This is a genomic window from Pseudomonas sp. GW821-FHT01A09 (assembly GCF_058986725.1).
In genome coordinates, this window is sequence record NZ_JBYSWB010000004.1 from 1 (window position 1) to 18,816 (window position 18,816).

13 protein-coding genes and 1 pseudogene are annotated in these 18,816 nt (G+C 57.7%); 11 read left to right on the top strand and 3 right to left on the bottom strand.

Translation table 11 applies throughout. The features are described 5' to 3' along the window. Nucleotides 1-155: 155 nt before the first annotated feature. Both AC3WJP_RS06150 and aptA read right to left on the bottom strand, forming a co-directional pair. A complete protein-coding gene (locus AC3WJP_RS06150) occupies nucleotides 156-1,649 on the bottom strand; it encodes a CoA-acylating methylmalonate-semialdehyde dehydrogenase (RefSeq protein ID WP_493720620.1) in 1,494 nt (497 codons plus the stop codon). Nucleotides 1,650-1,667: 18 nt separating this feature from the next. Further along, on the bottom strand, nucleotides 1,668-3,014 hold the full coding sequence (aptA, locus tag AC3WJP_RS06155; protein ID WP_493720619.1) for an omega-aminotransferase AptA: 1,347 nt from the start codon (nucleotides 3,012-3,014) through the stop codon (nucleotides 1,668-1,670). A 132-nt stretch (nucleotides 3,015-3,146) separates the two neighbouring features. Between aptA and AC3WJP_RS06160 the strand changes: the two genes are divergently transcribed. The 8 genes from AC3WJP_RS06160 (at nucleotide 3,147) to AC3WJP_RS06195 (ending at nucleotide 12,760) form a co-directional block, all read left to right on the top strand. Further along, on the top strand, nucleotides 3,147-4,070 hold the full coding sequence (locus AC3WJP_RS06160; protein WP_493720618.1) for a LysR family transcriptional regulator: 924 nt from the start codon (nucleotides 3,147-3,149) through the stop codon (nucleotides 4,068-4,070). Between the two features lie 145 nt (nucleotides 4,071-4,215). Further along, nucleotides 4,216-5,619, top strand: coding sequence for a uracil-xanthine permease family protein (locus tag AC3WJP_RS06165; protein ID WP_493720617.1), 1,404 nt, complete (start codon nucleotides 4,216-4,218; stop codon nucleotides 5,617-5,619). Between the two features lie 88 nt (nucleotides 5,620-5,707). Further along, entirely contained in the window at nucleotides 5,708-6,373 is a 666-nt protein-coding gene (locus tag AC3WJP_RS06170; protein WP_493720616.1) for a TetR/AcrR family transcriptional regulator, read from the top strand. 17 nt (nucleotides 6,374-6,390) lie between these two features. After that, nucleotides 6,391-6,975 carry an IMPACT family protein gene (locus AC3WJP_RS06175; RefSeq protein ID WP_493720615.1) on the top strand — a complete coding sequence of 195 codons (585 nt, stop codon included), beginning with the start codon at nucleotides 6,391-6,393 and terminating at the stop codon, nucleotides 6,973-6,975. Between the two features lie 531 nt (nucleotides 6,976-7,506). Then, nucleotides 7,507-9,045, top strand: a complete 1,539-nt coding sequence (locus AC3WJP_RS06180) for an ABC transporter ATP-binding protein (RefSeq protein WP_493720614.1) — start codon at nucleotides 7,507-7,509, stop codon at nucleotides 9,043-9,045. Between the two features lie 12 nt (nucleotides 9,046-9,057). After that, the gene (locus tag AC3WJP_RS06185) at nucleotides 9,058-10,161 is read left to right on the top strand and encodes an ABC transporter permease (protein ID WP_493720613.1); all 1,104 of its coding nucleotides are present in this window, start codon (nucleotides 9,058-9,060) and stop codon (nucleotides 10,159-10,161) included. A gap of 10 nt (nucleotides 10,162-10,171) precedes the next feature. Beyond that, a complete protein-coding gene (locus AC3WJP_RS06190; RefSeq protein WP_493720612.1) occupies nucleotides 10,172-11,098 on the top strand; it encodes an ABC transporter permease in 927 nt (308 codons plus the stop codon). A 309-nt stretch (nucleotides 11,099-11,407) separates the two neighbouring features. Beyond that, the gene (locus AC3WJP_RS06195; RefSeq protein ID WP_493720611.1) at nucleotides 11,408-12,760 is read left to right on the top strand and encodes an 8-oxoguanine deaminase; all 1,353 of its coding nucleotides are present in this window, start codon (nucleotides 11,408-11,410) and stop codon (nucleotides 12,758-12,760) included. Between the two features lie 89 nt (nucleotides 12,761-12,849). Here the strand turns inward: AC3WJP_RS06195 and AC3WJP_RS06200 are convergent. Continuing rightward, nucleotides 12,850-13,629, bottom strand: a pseudogene (locus AC3WJP_RS06200) (calcium:cation antiporter); the annotation flags it as partial. Between the two features lie 141 nt (nucleotides 13,630-13,770). Here AC3WJP_RS06200 and AC3WJP_RS06205 point away from each other — a divergent pair. The 3 genes from AC3WJP_RS06205 to AC3WJP_RS06215 are packed head-to-tail and all read left to right on the top strand — an operon-like array spanning nucleotide 13,771 to nucleotide 18,586. Beyond that, on the top strand, nucleotides 13,771-15,888 hold the full coding sequence (locus AC3WJP_RS06205; RefSeq protein WP_080480020.1) for a hypothetical protein: 2,118 nt from the start codon (nucleotides 13,771-13,773) through the stop codon (nucleotides 15,886-15,888). 12 nt (nucleotides 15,889-15,900) lie between these two features. After that, a complete protein-coding gene (locus AC3WJP_RS06210; RefSeq protein WP_080480019.1) occupies nucleotides 15,901-18,069 on the top strand; it encodes a hypothetical protein in 2,169 nt (722 codons plus the stop codon). Then, nucleotides 18,050-18,586: a hypothetical protein gene (locus tag AC3WJP_RS06215; protein ID WP_003366544.1), complete on the top strand. Its 537-nt coding sequence runs from the start codon at nucleotides 18,050-18,052 to the stop codon at nucleotides 18,584-18,586. The genes AC3WJP_RS06210 and AC3WJP_RS06215 overlap by 20 nt, the downstream gene beginning before the upstream one ends. Nucleotides 18,587-18,816: the final 230 nt, after the last annotated feature.

Genomic DNA, 18,816 nt, shown 5'->3' on the forward strand with positions numbered 1-18,816 from the left:
TGATTAACAAGGAGTTTCAAGTTCCGACTGCGCCGGAAGTGGGGCGAATTATAGAGAGATTCAAACCCGCGTCAACCGTTAATTTCAAAAAACTGTCATATCATTCAAAAAGCAAAAAGGGCGGGCCTTGCGGCCCGCCCTTTCACCCGACATATCTACAAGCTGGGAAACGCAAACTGTGACGCCTCATGGCTGGCACGCTGCGGCCAACGCTGAGTGATCGCCTTGCGCCGCGTATAGAAGCGCACCCCATCCGGGCCGTAGGCATGCAGGTCGCCAAACAGCGAACGCTTCCAGCCACCGAAGCTGTGGTAAGCCACCGGCACCGGCAGCGGCACGTTGACCCCCACCATGCCGACTTCGATCTCGTCACAGAACAGCCGCGCGGCTTCGCCATCACGGGTGAAGATGCAGGTGCCGTTGCCGTATTCGTGATCATTGATCAACTGCATGGCCGCCTCCAGGCTGTTGACGCGCACGATGCACAGCACTGGCCCGAAGATCTCCTCTTTATAGATGCGCATTTCAGGAGTGACGTGGTCGAACAGGCAGCCACCCAGGAAGAAGCCCTGTTCATTACCCGGTACCGAGAAACCGCGACCGTCCACTACCAGCTGCGCGCCAGCCTGCACGCCGTCATCGACATAGCCGGTCACCTTGTCGCGATGCTGTCCGGTCACCAGCGGCCCCATGTCCAGGCCACAAGAGGTACCGGCACCGATCTTCAGCGCCTTGATCTGCGGCACCAGCTTGGCCACCAGCGCATCCGCCACCTGATCACCCACGCACACTGCCACCGAAATCGCCATGCAGCGCTCGCCACAGGAACCGTAGGCCGCGCCCATCAACGCATTGACCGCGTTATCCAGATCCGCATCGGGCATCAGCACCGCATGGTTCTTGGCACCACCCAAGGCCTGCACGCGCTTGCCACGTGCCGTCGCTTCTTTATAGATGTACTCGGCGATAGGCGTCGAACCCACGAAACTCAGCGCCTTGACTTCTGGAGCCTCGATCAGCGCATCCACAGCAGTCTTGTCGCCATGCACGACGTTGAGCACACCTGCCGGCAGCCCGGCCTCGAGCAGCAACTGCGCAATCAGCAGCGTAGAGCTCGGGTCGCGCTCCGATGGCTTGAGGATGAAGCAGTTGCCACAGGCGATCGCCAGCGGGTACATCCACAGCGGCACCATCGCCGGGAAGTTGAACGGAGTGATACCGGCCACCACACCCAACGGCTGGAAATCGGACCAGGCATCGATATTCGGCCCGACGTTACGGCTGTACTCGCCTTTGAGAATCTCAGGCGCCGCGGCGGCGTACTCGACGTTTTCGATACCGCGCTTCAATTCACCGGCCGCGTCTTCCAGGGTCTTGCCGTGCTCTTCGCTGATCAACTGGGCGATTTTCGCTTCGTTGTCCTGCAGCAATTGCTTGAAACGAAACATCACCTGGGCGCGCTTGCCCGCCGGCGTATTGCGCCAGGCCGGGAACGCCGCCTTGGCCGCATCGATCGCCTGCTGCACGGTTTCGCGCGAGGCCAGCGGCACCTTGTGGATGGCGGCGCCGGTGGACGGGTTGAAGACATCGGCAAAACGTTCGCCGCCGGAAACCAGATCGCCATTGATCAGGTGTTGGATAGTGCTCATGTAAAGCTCCCTGGATAATCAGTCGATCTGGTTGAGTGCGACGCCCACGGCATCGAACAGGCGATCGAGGTCGTGTGGTTTGGCGTTGAAGGTCGGGCCGAACTGCAGCGTGTCGCCGCCGTAACGCACATAGAAGCCGGCCTGCCAGAGCTTCATCGAGGCCTCATAGGGGCGCACGATGGCATCGCCGTCCCTTGGCGCCAGCTGGATTGCGCCGGCCAGCCCGTAGTTGCGGATATCGACGATATTGTTCGCGCCCTTGATGCCGTGCAGCACCTTCTCGAAATGCGGGGCCAGCTCGGCCGAGCTCTGCACCAGATTCTCCTTTTGCAGCAGGTCGAGGGCTGCCAGGCCCGCCGCGCAAGCTACCGGATGCGCCGAGTAGGTGTAGCCGTGGGCGAACTCGACGGCATAGTCAGGTGTGGCCTGGTTCATGAAGGTCTGATAGATCTCGCTGCTGGCCACCACCGCGCCCATGGGAATGGCACCGTTGGTGACCTGCTTGGCGATGCACATCAGATCCGGAGTGACGCCAAAGCTCTCGGCCCCGAACATCGCACCGGTACGACCGAAGCCGGTAATCACCTCGTCGAAGATCAACAGGATGTTGTGCTGGTCGCAGATTTCCCGCAGGCGCTTCAGATAGCCCTTGGGCGGCGGCAACACACCCGCCGACCCGGCCATCGGCTCGACGATCACCGCGGCGATGTTGGAAGCGTCGTGCAGCTCGATCAGCTTGAGCATCTCGTTGGCCAGTGCCACGCCGCCCTGCTCAGGCTCGCCCTTGGAGAACGCGTTCTCCGGCAGCACGGTATGCGGCAGGTGATCGACATCCAGCAACGGCCCGAACATCTTGCGGTTACCGTTGACGCCGCCCAGGCTGGTACCGGCGATATTCACCCCGTGGTAGCCACGGGCGCGGCCGATCAGTTTGGTCTTGGTGGCCTGGCCCTTGAGGCGCCAGTAGGCACGGACCATTTTCACCGCAGTATCGGCGCACTCGGAACCGGAGTTGGTATAGAACACGTGGTTGAGCGTGCCCGGTGTCAGCTCGGTGATTTTCTCCGCCAGCTGGAAGGACAGCGGATGGCCGTACTGGAACGCCGGCGAGTAATCGAGCACGCCCAGCTGTTTGGCGACCGCTTCCTGGATCTCCTTGCGAGTGTGCCCGGCGCCACAGGTCCACAGACCCGACAGACTGTCGTAGATCCTGCGGCCCTTGTCGTCCGTCAACCAGCTGCCTTCGGCGGCCACGATGATGCGCGGATCACGCTGAAAACTGCGGTTGGCCGTGTACGGCATCCAGTGCGCATCCAGCTTCAGCTGGCTGGTGATGCCAGCGGGCGCATTCTCGGGCAAGTTCATGATCATCCCCTCTTCAATGAAAGTCGTAGGTAACAAGCGTAGATGCCGCGTCAGTCTTGCCCGTAACTTGTCACGGGGATAAAGTCTGGAAAATCCTGCTTTTCAGATCTTCAGTCAGGCGCTCACTAAACTATGGCCATCAGCCGACGTCCCGCCCCGCTCGCGCAAGTCAGCGATTTCGATATCCGCTTGTTGAAGATCTACCGCAGCGTGGTCGAGTGCGGTGGTTTTTCCGCCGCCGAGAACGTGCTGGGCATCGGCCGCTCGGCGATCAGTCAGCAGATGAGCGACCTCGAACAGCGCCTGGGCCTGCGCCTCTGTCAGCGCGGGCGCGCGGGGTTCTCGCTGACCGAGGAAGGCCGCGAGGTGTATCAGTCGGCGTTGCAGTTGCTCGGCGCCCTGGAAAGCTTTCGCACCGAAGTCAACGGCCTGCATCAACACCTGCGCGGCGAACTCAACATCGGCCTCACCGACAACCTGGTGACCCTGCCGCACATGCGCATCACCCACGCCTTGGCGCAACTCAAGGACCGCGGGCCGGACGTGCGCATCCAGATCCGCATGATCGCTCCCAGCGAGGTCGAACAAGGCGTGCTCGACGGCAGCCTGCATGTCGGCGTGGTGCCTCAGGCCAGCCCGCTTTCAGGGCTGGAATACCAGCCTTTGTACAGCGAGCGTTCGCTGCTGTACTGCGCCGTGGGCCATCCACTGTTCTATGCGGCCGACGAGGCGCTGGATGACGAGCGCCTCAACCAGCAGGACGCGATCGCTCCGACCTTCCGCCTGCCCGCTGATGTTCAGGCCCATTATCAGGCTTTGCACTGCACCGCCAGCGCCTCGGATCGCGAGGGCATGGCGTTTCTGATTCTGACAGGGCGCTATATTGGTTATCTCCCGGATCACTACGCCAGCTTCTGGGTGCAGCAAGGGCGCTTGCGGGCGTTGAAACCCAGCGAGCGCTTTTATGATTTGAGCCTGTCATGGGTCACGCGCAAGGGACGTCGCCCTCATTTGGTGCTTGAAAGCTTTCTGGAGAGTCTGACGGCCACACGATAGGTGCATATAAAATCGCCAGGTAAATATTTATCTCATTGATAAATATCAACTAATAAACAAAAGGTCAGACCATTCCTGAACACTTGGACAGCTTTTTGCAAAGGCATCGACACACTACGCCACACACTCGTGCCGAGAATTCACCATGCCACCAGAAGCGCCCATTACCCAAGACCTGATCTACGGCCTCAACGATCGCCCGAAACCCGTGCCCGCGTTTCTCGCCGCCCTGCAGCATGTGCTGGCCAGCTTCGTGGGCATCATCACTCCGCCGCTGATCATCGGCTCGACCCTGGGCCTGGGCGCACACATGCCCTATCTCATCAGCATGGCATTGATGGTGTCCGGGGTCGGTACCTTTATCCAGGCGCGCCGGCCGTTCGGCATCGGCGCCGGGATGATCTGCCTGCAAGGCACCAGCTTCGCCTTCCTGGGTGCCGTGCTATCGGCCGGTTTCATGGTCAAGCAACGCGGCGGCAGCCCGGAAGACATCATGGCGATGATCTTCGGTGTGTGCTTTTTCGGTGCTGTGGTGCAGATCGTCCTCAGCCGCTTCATCGGCCAACTGCGGCGGGTGATCACCCCGCTGGTGACCGGTATCGTCATCACCCTGATCGGCATCAGCCTGATCAAGGTCGGCATCACCGATCTGGGAGGCGGCTTCAACGCGCCCGACTTCGGCGCCCCAGGCAACCTTGCCCTCGGTGGCCTGGTGCTGGTGGTGATCATTTTGCTCAACCGCTCCAACACGCCATGGATACGCCTGTCGTCGATCATCATCGGCCTGGTGGTGGGCAGCATCGCCGCGTGGTTTTCCGGCAAACTGGTGCCCCATGCCCTGCCCGACCTGCCGCTGATCAGCGTGCCGGTGCCGTTCAAGTTCGGCTTCGCCTTCGACTGGACGGCGTTCTTCCCGATTGCCCTGATCTACCTGATCAGCAGTATCGAAACCGTCGGCGACCTGACCGCCAACTGCATGCTATCGCGCCAGCCCATCACCGGCGCGAGCTACATCCAGCGCCTTAAGGGCGGGGTCCTGGGTGACGGCGCCAGCTGCATGATCGCCGCCACCTTCAGCGCGTTCCCCAACACCACCTTCGCCCAGAACAACGGCGTGATCCAGCTGACTGGCGTGGCCAGCCGCTATGTCGGCCTGTACATCGGTGCGGTGCTGTTTCTGCTCGGTCTGGTGCCGAGCATCGGTGCGGTGTTGCAGCAGATTCCCAAGCCGGTGCTCGGCGGCGCCACTCTGGTGATGTTCGGCAGCGTGGCTGCGGCGGGTGTGCGCATCCTTGCGCAGTCGGCGCTGGATCGCCGCAACATGCTGATCATCGCCACCTCGTTCGGTGTCGGCCTGGGCATTGCCGCCGTACCGGAGCTGCTGCACCTGATGCCCAAGCTGGTGCAGAACCTGTTTGACTCGGCCATCACCAGCGGTGGCATCACCGCTCTGGTGCTGTGCGTGATTTTGCCCGAGCCCAAGGCCCAGGCCAGCGACGCCGCCGCAGCGCCGGAACTCGCAGAACACGGAATTAAAACAGAGGTTTGAGAGTTTTATTACACGGCGCTTGTCTTGATATGTGTGGGTGCGCTATCAACGCATCAGTCGCACCCACACGATTTGTTCGGAACCGTCCATGACCCTTGAAGTTCCTGCGCACAGCGCCCACAGCAACGGCAAGCCCGCCAGCCGCATCCGGCAGAAAAACGAAGAAGCGATCCTCATCGCCGCCGAAGACGAGTTCGCTCGCCATGGCTTCAAAGGCACCAGCATGAACACCATCGCGTTGAATGCCGGGTTGCCCAAGGCCAACTTGCATTACTACTTCAACAACAAGCTCGGTCTTTATATCGCCGTGCTGAGCAACATCATCGAACTCTGGGACAGCACTTTCAACAACCTGACCGTCGAAGACGATCCGGCCCTGGCACTGACCCGCTACATTCGCGCCAAGATGGAGTTCTCCCGCCGCCACCCGCAGGCGTCGCGCATCTTCGCCATGGAGATCATCAGCGGCGGCGAGTGCCTGAGCGAATATTTCAGCCACGATTACCGCGCCTGGTTCCAGGGCCGTGCCGATGTATTCCGGCACTGGGTCGCCGCCGGCAAGATGGACCCGGTCGACCCGGTGCACCTGATCTTCCTGCTGTGGGGCAGCACTCAGCATTACGCTGATTTCGCCACGCAGATCTGTCGCGTCAGCGGCAAGACGCGCCTGACCAAGCAGGACTTCACCGAAGCGAGCGATAATCTGATCCGCATCATTCTCAAGGGCTGTGGCCTCACGCCCCCGATCGACTGACCTGCCGGATTCCTGCAATGCCTTCAACCCTGCTCGGCCCTTGTGAATATCGTGAAGATATTCGCAAGAGCCGCTTTATTGCCCTCGCCGCCCCTATCGACAGCGCCGTTGCGGCCCAGGCCTTTATCGACCAGTTCAGTGATCTGGCGGCCTCGCACAACTGCTGGGCATGGAAACTGGGCGATCAGTACCGCTCCAGCGACGATGGCGAACCCGGCGGCACGGCCGGGCGCCCGATCCTGGCCGCTATCGAGGCGCAGGATTGCGATCGCGTGGTGGTGCTGGTGATTCGCTGGTACGGCGGCATTCAACTGGGCACTGGTGGTCTGGCTCGCGCCTACGGCGGTAGTGCCAACAAGTGCCTGCAACAAGCCGAGAAAAAACCGCTGGTCAGCCGCACGCCCTATGCCTGCGAGTGCACCTTCAGCGAGCTGGCACTGGTCAAGCTGCGCGTCGCCGAGGCGCACGGGCTGATCGATAACGAAAACTACACGGCCAACGGCGTCGAACTGCAATTGGCGCTGGTGCCTTCGTCCGTTGAGACACTGACCCGGCAACTCGCCGATATCAGCCGTGGCCGCCTGGTACTCAACCCAGGTTGACCGCGATGGGCAATTGCCCACATCTACTGTGTACCCGCTTGTGGATAAGCTCTTGGCAAACGCGCCGAAGCCAGATGGGACGTGGCTTCCAGCCTCATGATCATTTTTTGATCGAATGGCGCTCTGGCCGGATCAATTCCCTTTCAATCATATGCTTAGCGATAAATTGTCGGTGATATAGCGAGAATGGCGAGCGTTATGCACCGCGTTTCACGTTGCGCACAGTTCCTGTGGACCAACCTGTGGATAAACCGTGCAAAGCTGCATCGGGTGCAGGCTGGAAGTCGTTTCAAGTCGATTGGTTGTTTTTTGATCAGCTCGAATCAGGGCGCTACGGAGAATTGCGCACCCAATCGGTGCCCTGTAGGGAGGGGGCTTGCCCCCGAAAGTGTCAGTTCAGTCACCCTTGCAGGCCCTGATTAAGGCTATCGGGGGCAAGCCCCCTCGCTACAGAGTGGCAAACGAGCAAAGCTGACTAGGTGGCCAGCTTTTTGCTTTATCCGAGCGGTCGTCATTCGAGTCGAGCAGGTCATGTCCAACTCAGCCACTGTCCCACGATTGCAGTTGTCCGCCATCAGCAAGCGCTACCCCGGCTGCCTGGCCAACGATCGTATCGATCTGAGCATCGCCCCCGGCGAGATCCACGCGCTGCTGGGCGAGAACGGCGCCGGCAAAAGCACCTTGATGAAGATCATCTACGGCGTTACCCAACCGGACGCCGGGCAGATCTACTGGCAGGGCGAAGCGGTCAAGATGCGCAATCCGGCCCAGGCGCGTGGCCTGGGCGTGGGCATGGTGTTTCAGCACTTTTCGGTATTCGAGACCCTCACCGTGGCGCAGAACATTGCCCTGGCGATGGACAACGGGCAAACCCCGGCGCAACTGGAGGCCAGCATCCGCGAGGTGTCGCAGCGCTATGGCATGCCGCTGGAGCCGCAGCGTCTGGTGCACAGCCTGTCGATCGGTGAGCGCCAGCGGGTGGAGATCGTCCGTTGTCTGATGCAGAACATCCGCCTGCTGATTCTCGACGAGCCCACCTCGGTGCTCACCCCGCAAGAAGCCGACGACCTGTTCGTGACCCTGCGGCGCCTCGCCAGTGAAGGCTGCAGCATCCTCTTTATCAGCCACAAGCTGGCCGAAGTGCGCGCGCTCTGCCACAGCGCCACCGTGCTGCGTGGCGGCCAGGTCTCTGGGCACTGTCTGCCCGCGCAATGCTCGGACCTTGAGCTGGCGCAGTTGATGGTCGGCGAGGCCGAGGGCTTGAGCGCTCACTACCCGAAGATCAGCGGTGGCGCGGAATTCTTGCAGATCGACAAGCTGTCCTGGCACAACCCCGATCCCTTCGGCTGCTCGCTCAGCGACCTCGACCTGCAAGTGCGCAGTGGCGAAATCGTCGGCATCGCCGGGGTCGCCGGCAACGGCCAGGACGAGCTGCTGGCGTTGCTCAGTGGCGAAATCACCCTGCCTTCCGCGCAGGCCGCGACTTTGCGCTTCGCCGGGGCGAAGGTCGGCCATCTGCGCCCGGATGCGCGCCGGCGCCTGGGCCTGGCATTCGTGCCGGCCGAACGCCTGGGCCACGGCGCGGTGCCGGACATGAGCCTGAGCGACAACGCCTTGCTCACGGCTTTTCAGCAGGGTCTGGTGGAAAACGGCCTGATCCGCCGCCACAAGGTGGTGGCCCTGGCCAAGGAAATCATCAGCCGCTTCGGGGTCAAGGCCGCCGGCGAACAGGCCCCGGCGCGCAGCCTGTCCGGTGGCAATCTGCAGAAATTCATTCTCGGCCGGGAAATCCTCCAGCAACCGCGCTTGCTGATCGCCGCACACCCGACCTGGGGTGTCGACGTAGGCGCCGCGGCCACCATTCACCGTGCCTTGATCGCCCTGCGCGATGCGGGCGCGGCGATCCTGGTGATCTCCGAGGATCTCGACGAACTGTTTCAAATCAGCGACCGCCTGGGCGCCCTCAGCAGTGGCCGCCTCAGCCACCTGAAACCGACCCCGGACACCACAGCGGTAGAGATCGGCGGCTGGATGGCCGGCCGCTTCGACCACACTGCCGCCCTCAGCTAATCGGAGCCTGTCATGTTGCTTTCACTCGAACCCCGCGGCCAGCAATCGCGCGCCATGCTCTGGTGCTCACCGCTGCTCGCGGCCGTGCTCACGCTGGGCTGTGGCTCGCTGTTGTTCATGGCGCTGGGGCTGGACCCGTTGCTGACCCTGCATACCTTGCTGATCGACCCGGTCAAGGATCTCTACGGTGTCGGTGAGTTGCTGGTCAAGGCGCTGCCGATTCTGCTCTGCGCGCTGGGGCTGGCGGTGGCGTATCAGGCGCGCATCTGGAACATCGGCGCCGAGGGGCAACTGCTCATCGGCGCCCTGGCCGGCAGCGCGGTGGCAGTCAATATCATCGACATGGAAAGCCGCTGGGCGCTGGTCATGGTGCTCAGCGCCGGTACTCTCGCTGGCGCGGCCTGGGCCGGACTCACCGCCTGGCTGCGCACGCAGTTCAATGCCAACGAAATCCTCACCAGCATCATGCTCAATTACATAGCGCTCAACCTGCTGCTGTATTTCGTCCATGGTCCGCTCAAGGACCCGGCCGGTTTCAACTTCCCCGAGTCGGCGATGTTTGGCGATGCCAGCCGCTTGCCGCTGGTGTTCGCCGACGGCCGCCTGCACGCCGGGTTGTACTTCGCCCTGCTGGCACTGGTGGCGGTGTGGGTGTTGTTGCAGAGGAGCTTCGTGGGCTTTCAGATCAAGGTGCTCGGGCTGGACAAGCGCGCGGCCGGCTTTGTCGGCTTCAGGGAAAAATCCCTGGTGTGGTTCGCGCTGTTGATCAGCGGCGCATTGGCCGGGCTGGCCGGCGTGGGTGAAGTGGCGGGGCCGATCGGGCAACTGGTGCCGGCGGTGTCGCCGGGCTATGGCTATGCCGCCATTACCGTGGCCTTTCTCGGCCGCCTCAACCCCATCGGCATCGTGTTTTCCAGCCTGTTGATGGCGCTGCTGTATCTGGGCGGCGAGAACGCGCAGATGAATCTCAATCTGCCCCAGGCGATCACCCAACTGTTCCAGGGCATGATGCTGTTCTTCCTGCTGGCCAGCGACGTTTTGATCCTCTATCGCCCGCGCCTCAAGGGCCGCTGGGTACGGCGCGGCGCGCTCACTTCGACACCGGCCCTGGGCTGAGGAAACCGACATGGATATGGACCTGATCAGCAACATTCTGTTTGCCACCGTGCGCTGCGGTACGCCGCTGCTGCTGGTGGCACTGGGCGAACTGGTGTGTGAAAAGAGCGGCGTGCTCAACCTGGGCCAGGAAGGCATGATGCTGTTCGGCGCGGTGGTGGGTTTTATCGTCGCCTTCAGCACCGGCAGCTTGTGGCTCGGCGTCCTGCTGGCGATGGCGGCCGGGATGCTGCTGTCGTCGCTGTTCGCGCTGGTGGCCCTGAGTTTCAATGCCAATCAGGTGGCTACTGGCCTGGCGTTGACGATATTCGGTGTCGGGCTGTCGACCTTCGTCGGCGCGGCCTGGGTGGGCAAGCCGCTGGCGGGCTTCGAGCCGCTGGCCATCCCGCTGCTCAGCGGCCTGCCGCTGGTGGGGCGCGCACTATTCGGGCAGGACGCCCTGGTGTACCTGTCATTCGCGCTGTTCGCGGCGATCGCCTGGGTGATCCTCAAGAGCCGCGTCGGCCTGATCGTCCAGGCCGTAGGCGAGAACCCCGACGCCGCCAGCGCCATGGGTCTGCCGGTGCTGCGGGTGCGCACCCTGGCCGTGCTGTTCGGGGGCGCCATGGCCGGCTTGGCGGGCGCCTATCTGTCGCTGGCCTATACGCCGATGTGGGCCGAAAACATGAGCGCCGGCCGCGGCTGGATCGCTTTGGCGCTGGTGGTGTTCGCCAGCTGGCGGGTCTGGCGCTTGCTGCTGGGCGCGTACCTGTTTGGCTTTGCCAGCATTCTGTATCTGGTGGCTCAAGGCCTGGGGCTGGCGATCCCGTCCAATCTGCTGGCGATGCTGCCGTATGTGGCGACTATCGTGGTGCTGGTGCTGCTGTCCCGGGACGCGATTCGCACGCGGCTGTATGCGCCGGTGTCGTTGGGGCAGCCTTGGCAGCCTGGGCATTGATCTAGGGAGACGCAACTGGCCTCTTCGCGGGCAAGCCTTGCTCCCACAGTGCAAACCGGGTCTGAGCCTTACACCTGTGGGAGCACAGCTTGCTGGCGAAGGGGCCGGCACGGTTTGCGCAAGACCATAGAATCTCCCACAGGTGTACGACTAAGGGGCAAACCCTGCTTCCTCAGGTGTACGACGCGAGGGTCGCAACGGCTTGCGGACAAACCTCGATCAGCTCGATACAATGCGCGCCACCTGGATCAGCAGACAGGGCAAAACTGAGCTGGCTTACCTGAACACACTTTTCAGAGGAGTCGGCTTATGTCCGCGCCCCGTATCTGGTTGAAAAACCCTCTTGCGATTTTCACTGCCAACGGCCTCGACGCCCGTGGCGGCCTGGTGCTGGCAAACGGCGTCATCGACGAAGTGCTGGCCGCAGGCGCTCAGCCTGCACGCCCCTGCGACGAAGTCTTCGATGCCCGCGAGCACGTGCTGCTGCCGGGCCTGATCAACACCCACCATCACTTCTATCAGACCCTCACCCGCGCCTGGGCGCCGGTGGTCAACCAGCCGCTGTTCCCCTGGCTCAAGACGCTCTACCCGGTCTGGGCGCGCCTGACCCCGGAAAAACTCGCGCTGGCCAGCAAGGTCGCCCTCACCGAGTTGCTGCTGTCAGGCTGCACCACGGCGGCCGATCATCACTATCTGTTTCCCCAGGGCCTGGAAGACGCCATCGACGTACAGGTCGGGGTGGTGCGCGACCTGGGCATGCGCGCCATGCTCACCCGCGGTTCCATGAGCCTGGGCGAAGCCGACGGCGGCCTGCCGCCACAGCAGACGGTGCAGCAGGGTGAAGTGATCCTGGCCGACAGCCAGCGCCTGGTCGAGCGTTATCACCAGCGCGGCGACGGTGCGCAGATCCAGATCGCCCTGGCGCCCTGCTCGCCCTTTTCGGTGACCACCGAAATCATGCGCGCCAGCGCCGAGATGGCCGAACGCCTGGACGTACGTCTGCATACCCATCTGGCCGAGACTCTGGACGAAGAAGACTTCTGCCTGCAGCGCTTCGGCCTGCGCACCGTCGATTACCTCGACAGTGTCGGCTGGCTGGGGCCACGCACCTGGCTGGCCCATGGCATTCACTTCAACCCGGACGAAATCGCCCGGCTCGGCGCGGCAGGTACCGGTGTATGTCATTGCCCGAGCTCGAACATGCGCCTGGCCTCCGGGATCTGCCCGACGCTGGAGTTGACCGATGCCGGGGCACCACTGGGGCTGGGGGTGGATGGCTCGGCGTCCAACGATGCCTCGAACATGATCCTCGAAGCGCGCCAGGCCCTGTATCTGCAGCGCCTGCGTTACGGCGCCGCGGCCATTACTCCGCAGCGGGTGCTGGGCTGGGCGACCCGCGGCTCGGCGCAGTTGCTGGGGCGCACGGACATCGGTGAACTGGCGCCGGGCAAGCAGGCCGACCTGGCGCTGTTCAAGCTGGACGAACTGCGTTTTTCCGGCAGCCATGATCCGTTGAGCGCGCTGCTGCTGTGTGGTGCCGATCGGGCGGATCGGGTGATGATCGGCGGCCAGTGGCGGGTGATCGACGGGCAGGTTCCGGGGCTCGACATCGCGCAGCTGATCGCCCATCACCGCGAAGCGGCACGGGAATTGGTGGGTTAAGCGGACTATGTAGCGAGGGGGCTTGCCCCCGAAAAAATGTATCGCACGCCACCGTGATGCCGGTCATTTTTCGGGGGCAAGCCCCCTCGCTACAGACCGAGCAGCGACAGCATGATGAAGGTCGCGAACAGCACGAAGTGGGTCATGCCCTCGATGGCGTTGGTTTCGCCGTCATTGAGGTTGATGGCCGACACCAGCAGGGTGATGAAGATCATCACCGTCTGCACCGGCGTCATCGCCATCTGGAACGGCTGACCGCTGTAGAGCGCCAACCCCTCCATGACCGGCACCGTGAGGATCACCGTCGACAACGATGCCCCCAGCGCAATGTTGACCACCGACTGCATGCGGTTGGCCAGGGCGGCGCGCAACGCCGTGAGAATTTCGGGCGCCGCCGAGATCGCCGCCACCAGAATCGCCGTCACCACCGGCGGCGCACCGCTACCTTCCAGGCCGAGATCCATGGCCTTGGACATCACTTCGGCCAGCGCGCCGATCACCACCACGCCAAACACCAGCAGGCCGATGGACAGGCCCAGGCTGGCGGGCGGCTCTTCCTCGGCCAGGTCCTCGGGAGCAGGGCGGCGGCGCTTCTTCTCCGGGTAGCTGTAGCTGAAAAAGTAGCTGTGCGGGCCCACCTGCATGCGCAGAAACAAGCCGTAAAGCAGCAGCATCGCGCCAATGGTGAAACCCGAATAGAGCTTCCAGTCCGGCTCGGGAATGAACTCGGGCACCACCATCGAGACGCCCATGGCGGTGAGGATCATCACGCTGTAGCTACGCGCCGAGTCATCGTTGTACTGCTGCTCGCCGTGCTTGAGGCCCCCCATCAGCGCGGCCAGGCCGAGGATGCCGTTGATGTCGAGCATGGTCGTTTTCTAGACAAGCAAATCTAATGTCATGGTTTTAATCATAAATATCAGTATCTTAGGAGATTTAATGAAAATGCTATTTGACACCTAGCTAATTGGAGCTAGGTTGAATTGATAATCAAATTCATGGGCTAGCGTATGCTCGCGTACCAAATCACCGGGACAAAAAAGCTAACGTTCAGTTGGCCCGACGCTCATACGCGAAAAGGTTTCACTACTCGGAACTTCGAGATCCCTGAAGGGCTACAAGACCGCGATCTAAAAACACTGTCGGACGCAGTAGTCAGGCGCGCTTCAAGGCTATCTGAGCAGTCAGCTGCTGGATATGTCCAAGCACTGAATAGAATCCTCAAGAATATTGATCGTAGCGAAGATCAATACCCACCTCATGACTGGGACGCTTACCTTTACGAGCATTTTTCATCCCATCTTGAAGACCCCAGCACTCAATACTCTGTACGCATTGCCGAATGGCATAAAATAAAGGACATATATGTCGAGGTTCAGAGACGCGGTTTTATCCCGACAACTTCACTTATACCTAGTGCTTCGATACATGGGGGGTGTCACGATAGCGCAGAGCAACCGCTTGGGCATGAAACAATCCATCTAACCGTACCGTCATCCCTGAATGAACTATTACCCAAATGGGAGCTAGTGGAATCAGGGCTGGAGCTTGACGACGACACTTACATTGAGGGTCTGAAAAACAAGCTAAAAACCGGTGCAGATGCGGTTGTAGCCGCTTGCGCAGCTTACTGGAAAAAGATGCGACAGTGCCACCAAATCGGAAAAGAGCTAACTAATAAAATATCCGAACCAGAAATAACAACAATGCTTAGAAACAAAGCATATATCGTAAACGGCGTGCATCTTGCTCATCCATCCCAACCCCTGGGAATCAACTGGTTTCTTGCAGTTTTAAAATACTATATCAAAAACACGACTATATTGTCCGCTATCAGCTCAGTGCAGCTTATGGAAATACCTTTTTTTCGGCCAATTATTTATAACAACAGGACTCGAAAACTATGGCTAAAAAAAATAAGAGAGATTGCAGGTAACAATGACATTCCCAAATGCACAATCACAGAAACTTTATGTCGCCTACTGGGCCTTCTATCGAGTAGGGATTGTGCAGCCGCTTGCTGCATACTCATCTCAGAAAATCCGTCATTCCCACCTTACTCGCTAATCACATCCAGCCTCTACACTCAGGCGGGAAAATTCTACCTGAGGGCCAGAAGCGGAGGAAAGAGTCTCATCTTCAGTGTAGATAAGCCACGGGCAGGTAAGCGAAAAACTTCACTGCTCCCAAAACTGAGCGCTGAAATCATTACTGACCTGATTGAATGCACTGAGATTCCCAGAGCTAATTTGAAGGGCAGAAAAAAAACGAATTGGCGTAAGCTTTTTTTAGTCGCGAATGAATCACAGATTGGATGCACGGGACGCGCCATAGCGAAGGTTATGGCTTTCAACACAGGTATCACATTATATTCCGTCTTAAAGCCGGAGTTAATTTCAGCCGGAATAAAAGACCGAGAATTTAACTTGAGCACACTGCGAACCACGCAGGGAATACTCACTTTCTTAGAGTATGGTAGCCTTCGGAAAGTTGCAGACACGTTAAATAATTCGGTACAGGTTGTAAGAGCCCGATATATCCCGGACTGGCTGATAATAAGATGGGCAACGAGAGCTATCCGCATCATGCAGCAGAAGCTTATCATCGTTGCAACAGAGGGAGAGCCATGGCAGCTCGAAGCATCAGACTTTCTAACTGCAACCGCCCTCCGATCTTTCATTTCAAAAATGCTTAGAGACATAAAAAATGGCGACGCCTTTAGTGAAATGGTCAACAAACGATTAGGGAAGTACCTACCCAAAGATTCTAATCACGAAACCCCTCACCCTGAAACAGAGCTCGTAATAGGGATAGATGAGCGATCTATTGCCGCAATGTATACTTATATAAATCTCTATCCAAATCCACCTCAAGAAAACCTAGCAGATACGCATGATGAAGTTTTAATCATGAGTGATTCTAAAATTCGACAGATTACGTGCTTGCTAACTTCTGCAGCCGAGCTTATCAATAGTGAACTGTCCATGGTGGAATCTGCAATTATTGACAAGCTCACTGGTGATTCGATTGCCGAGTTCAGGCACGTGCATAAGAAGGCCCTAATCGTAGCTGCCCAACAAAAGGATTTATTAAGCAATAAGCATGGCTTATCACTTACTGACATCTGAGAGCTTATTAAAATGCCATATTCCAAAGCTACGCTCAACGATGAACAGCATATCAGTTTGCTTTTAGCGCAAGCACAGCGCTCTATCACCCTCAAATCAGATGAATCATATAAGTGCAGCTGGTTAACGTCTGGTGGGATTGGCAGCAAGGTGTGGGAGACTACAGACCCTGGGAATTCAAAGAAGCGAACAATCAATTTCGACGTCTCACTCATTGACGGAAGCAAGCTCGGCGACCCTGAAAACTTTTTGAGCTTAGTAAGCATACAAAAGCTGGCTTACCATATTAGAATGGGAAAACTTACAACTCGCCCAATCGCTCCAAAAAGATGGCAACACTACATCAATTTTTCCGTGAGCTTACTGAACAGGCTTTTGCTCAATGAAAGTCATTTCCAGACCAAAGATAATGGATTCATGCTCCTGACCAAAAATGACTGTATCGAATTCATGAAAGATTTCAGCGAGGGTGGATGGACGTCCGCTTTGGAGCATAAGGAACGTCTCATATCTTACTTACATTCGAAACTCAAGTGCACTCTCCCTCTTAATATATTGCTCAATGACCCTCACAATCTGGATCAGTCGTTCGTCGATGACGCTAAGGATTGGTTTCAGCGAAACGGCCTTATTATTACGACAACGTTAAAAGGTAAAACAAGCCATACGATCTCTCGGGTTTTCTTGAACTCTACTTTTAACATTCCGCAAACTGGGGTATCCGATAGCCTTGCGGCCTTTATCAATCAATTCGAACCAACTCCCCGGTCTAAAACCACCCCTGCTAATAAGCATAGGCAGCACCCTTCCCAGAACCAGCCGCTTACACACGAACTGAAGCACGAAAGTATTGGAGCAAAACACTTTAATGCCACCACCACCATGCTTAAATGCGTGCTTCAAGGGCACAAGGTTTTACCAGAGTTATTTCCTCAGATTGAGATATCTGAACGCGAATTGTATTCTGAGTTTTCCGACAACATCCAGCTCTCTGGACACACCAATCTAATCCCATTGAGCATAGGCCTTGATGCTCTCAATCAAGCAGTCAAATGGATATTGCACTTCGGCCCTGCGATTATCCAGATGACTGTAGAGCTCGCTAAAAAAAGTACTGAGCTCAAAAAAAACTCTTCGCCCAAACACCGAGGAGCCAAACTCACCAGACACTTTTTATCACTCAACAAATCAATTTTTTGCGTAGACCCCAAGACGCAACAAACAGCCAGTTTGAAAGATGCAATTGACATGAAAAAATTACCTTATCATTCGGGCCGAAAAAATGACGTATCCGCTAATGACTTCAAAAGTATTATCGAGGCGTTTGTGGGGGCTTGTGCTCTTGTCATATCAATACTAAAGCCAATCCGAGACACCGAGCTCCATAACTTGCGCCGAGACTGCCTGGACAAAGAGGATACAAGTGGAGGTGTGTTACTACAGCATGAGCAATTAAAAGCAGGCGCCCTGGGTATAAATCCCCAAATTTCACAGGCGATCCCCAGCATCACCGCCAGAGCCATCCAATTACTCCAGCTTATGGGCGGACAGTTGGCAGAAATATTTGACGACAATTCAGAGGGCTCGACGCTTTTGTTCTACTATCCAAGCAAAGGATATGGAGTACCCTCGAACAAGTCAATGTCGTACAAAGTAAACATGTGCTTAGACAAATTCTGCGACATAATCGAAACCCCTAAAGATGAATTTGGGCGACGGTGGTATATACGTGTTCATGAGATGAGAAAGTTCTTCCTTTTCGTCATGCATAGACACGAAGGAGATAAAATCACAGAGATATTGAGGCGGGCGGCTGGACATTCAGATAGAAAGCATATTTACAGTTACATCGCGGAAGAAGATGTAGACTACGACGTGGTTCGTTTCACATCCGAATGCGTTGAAGACCGCTTGGTTGCACTGAGTAAACACCAGGTCAACAAGGAGAGCAATCAGGGACTTTTTGCGCTCTATCATTATGCATGCGAGCACTTTGGAGTATCAAGCATTTCGGGGATGAAATATGACCAACTCATCGGACTTCTGAGTCAGATGCGCCTGACTGGCCGATATGAAATATCGACATATATAGTAAAGCTGAAAGGTTATAGTAGTGAAGTGATATCACTGGGAGTCGCGATTAAATTCGGAGAAATTAAAGATGAGAAATTCAAGCAGTGAAAATGTCCGAAACCGGCTGGAATGGCTGGAAGCCGTTCTGAATAAGAAGATCACCATCAACGAGCGCGTTACTCTTTCGCTCAAGACTATGAGGTCGTTCTGTGCCCTTGCTATTGCAGGCAGGTTCTCATCAATCGCTTATAATACACTCAGAAATGCTACGATGAATCTCAACGAGCCCGCGCAGGGATATCAAAATTGGGCCTATCTAGTTGAATTGCGTCAAAGATGCTTCGAGACGTTCAAAGTAGTTGAATTGGAACATAAAGAATCAAAGGTCGCATCGAAGGATAAAGATTCCCAGGCTCTATTATACGCTCACATTTGTTCCATGGCTTACCTAGAAATCTATCAGTTCCTCGAAAGGCTTGTCTCTCAGCCTGAGGAAATGTCTACACTTGCCACTACGTCAATAAAGAATCAACTGATTATCAGCAGAGAAAAATTCAAAACGATTGCATCCTACAGTGGAGCACAGAGCAAAACTGGTTCAATTTTAAAGCTTGTCGATAGGTAATTTAATATGTGCAGTCAGCTGTATGTCGAAATAGAAAATGCCTTGGTGCCTGCAAGTGTGGCTCCGATCGGTTTTAACAAATACAGAGTACGGTCGCGAAAGTACAGCAATTTCGTTCTTGCGACCTGGCCGGACGGGCGACCGTGCCACCTTGCGAATCACTGGCTCCACTCGGTCTGTTCCAAGACGACCGCCAAAGAAACGCCGAGGGTGTACGCGAGCCTAATCTC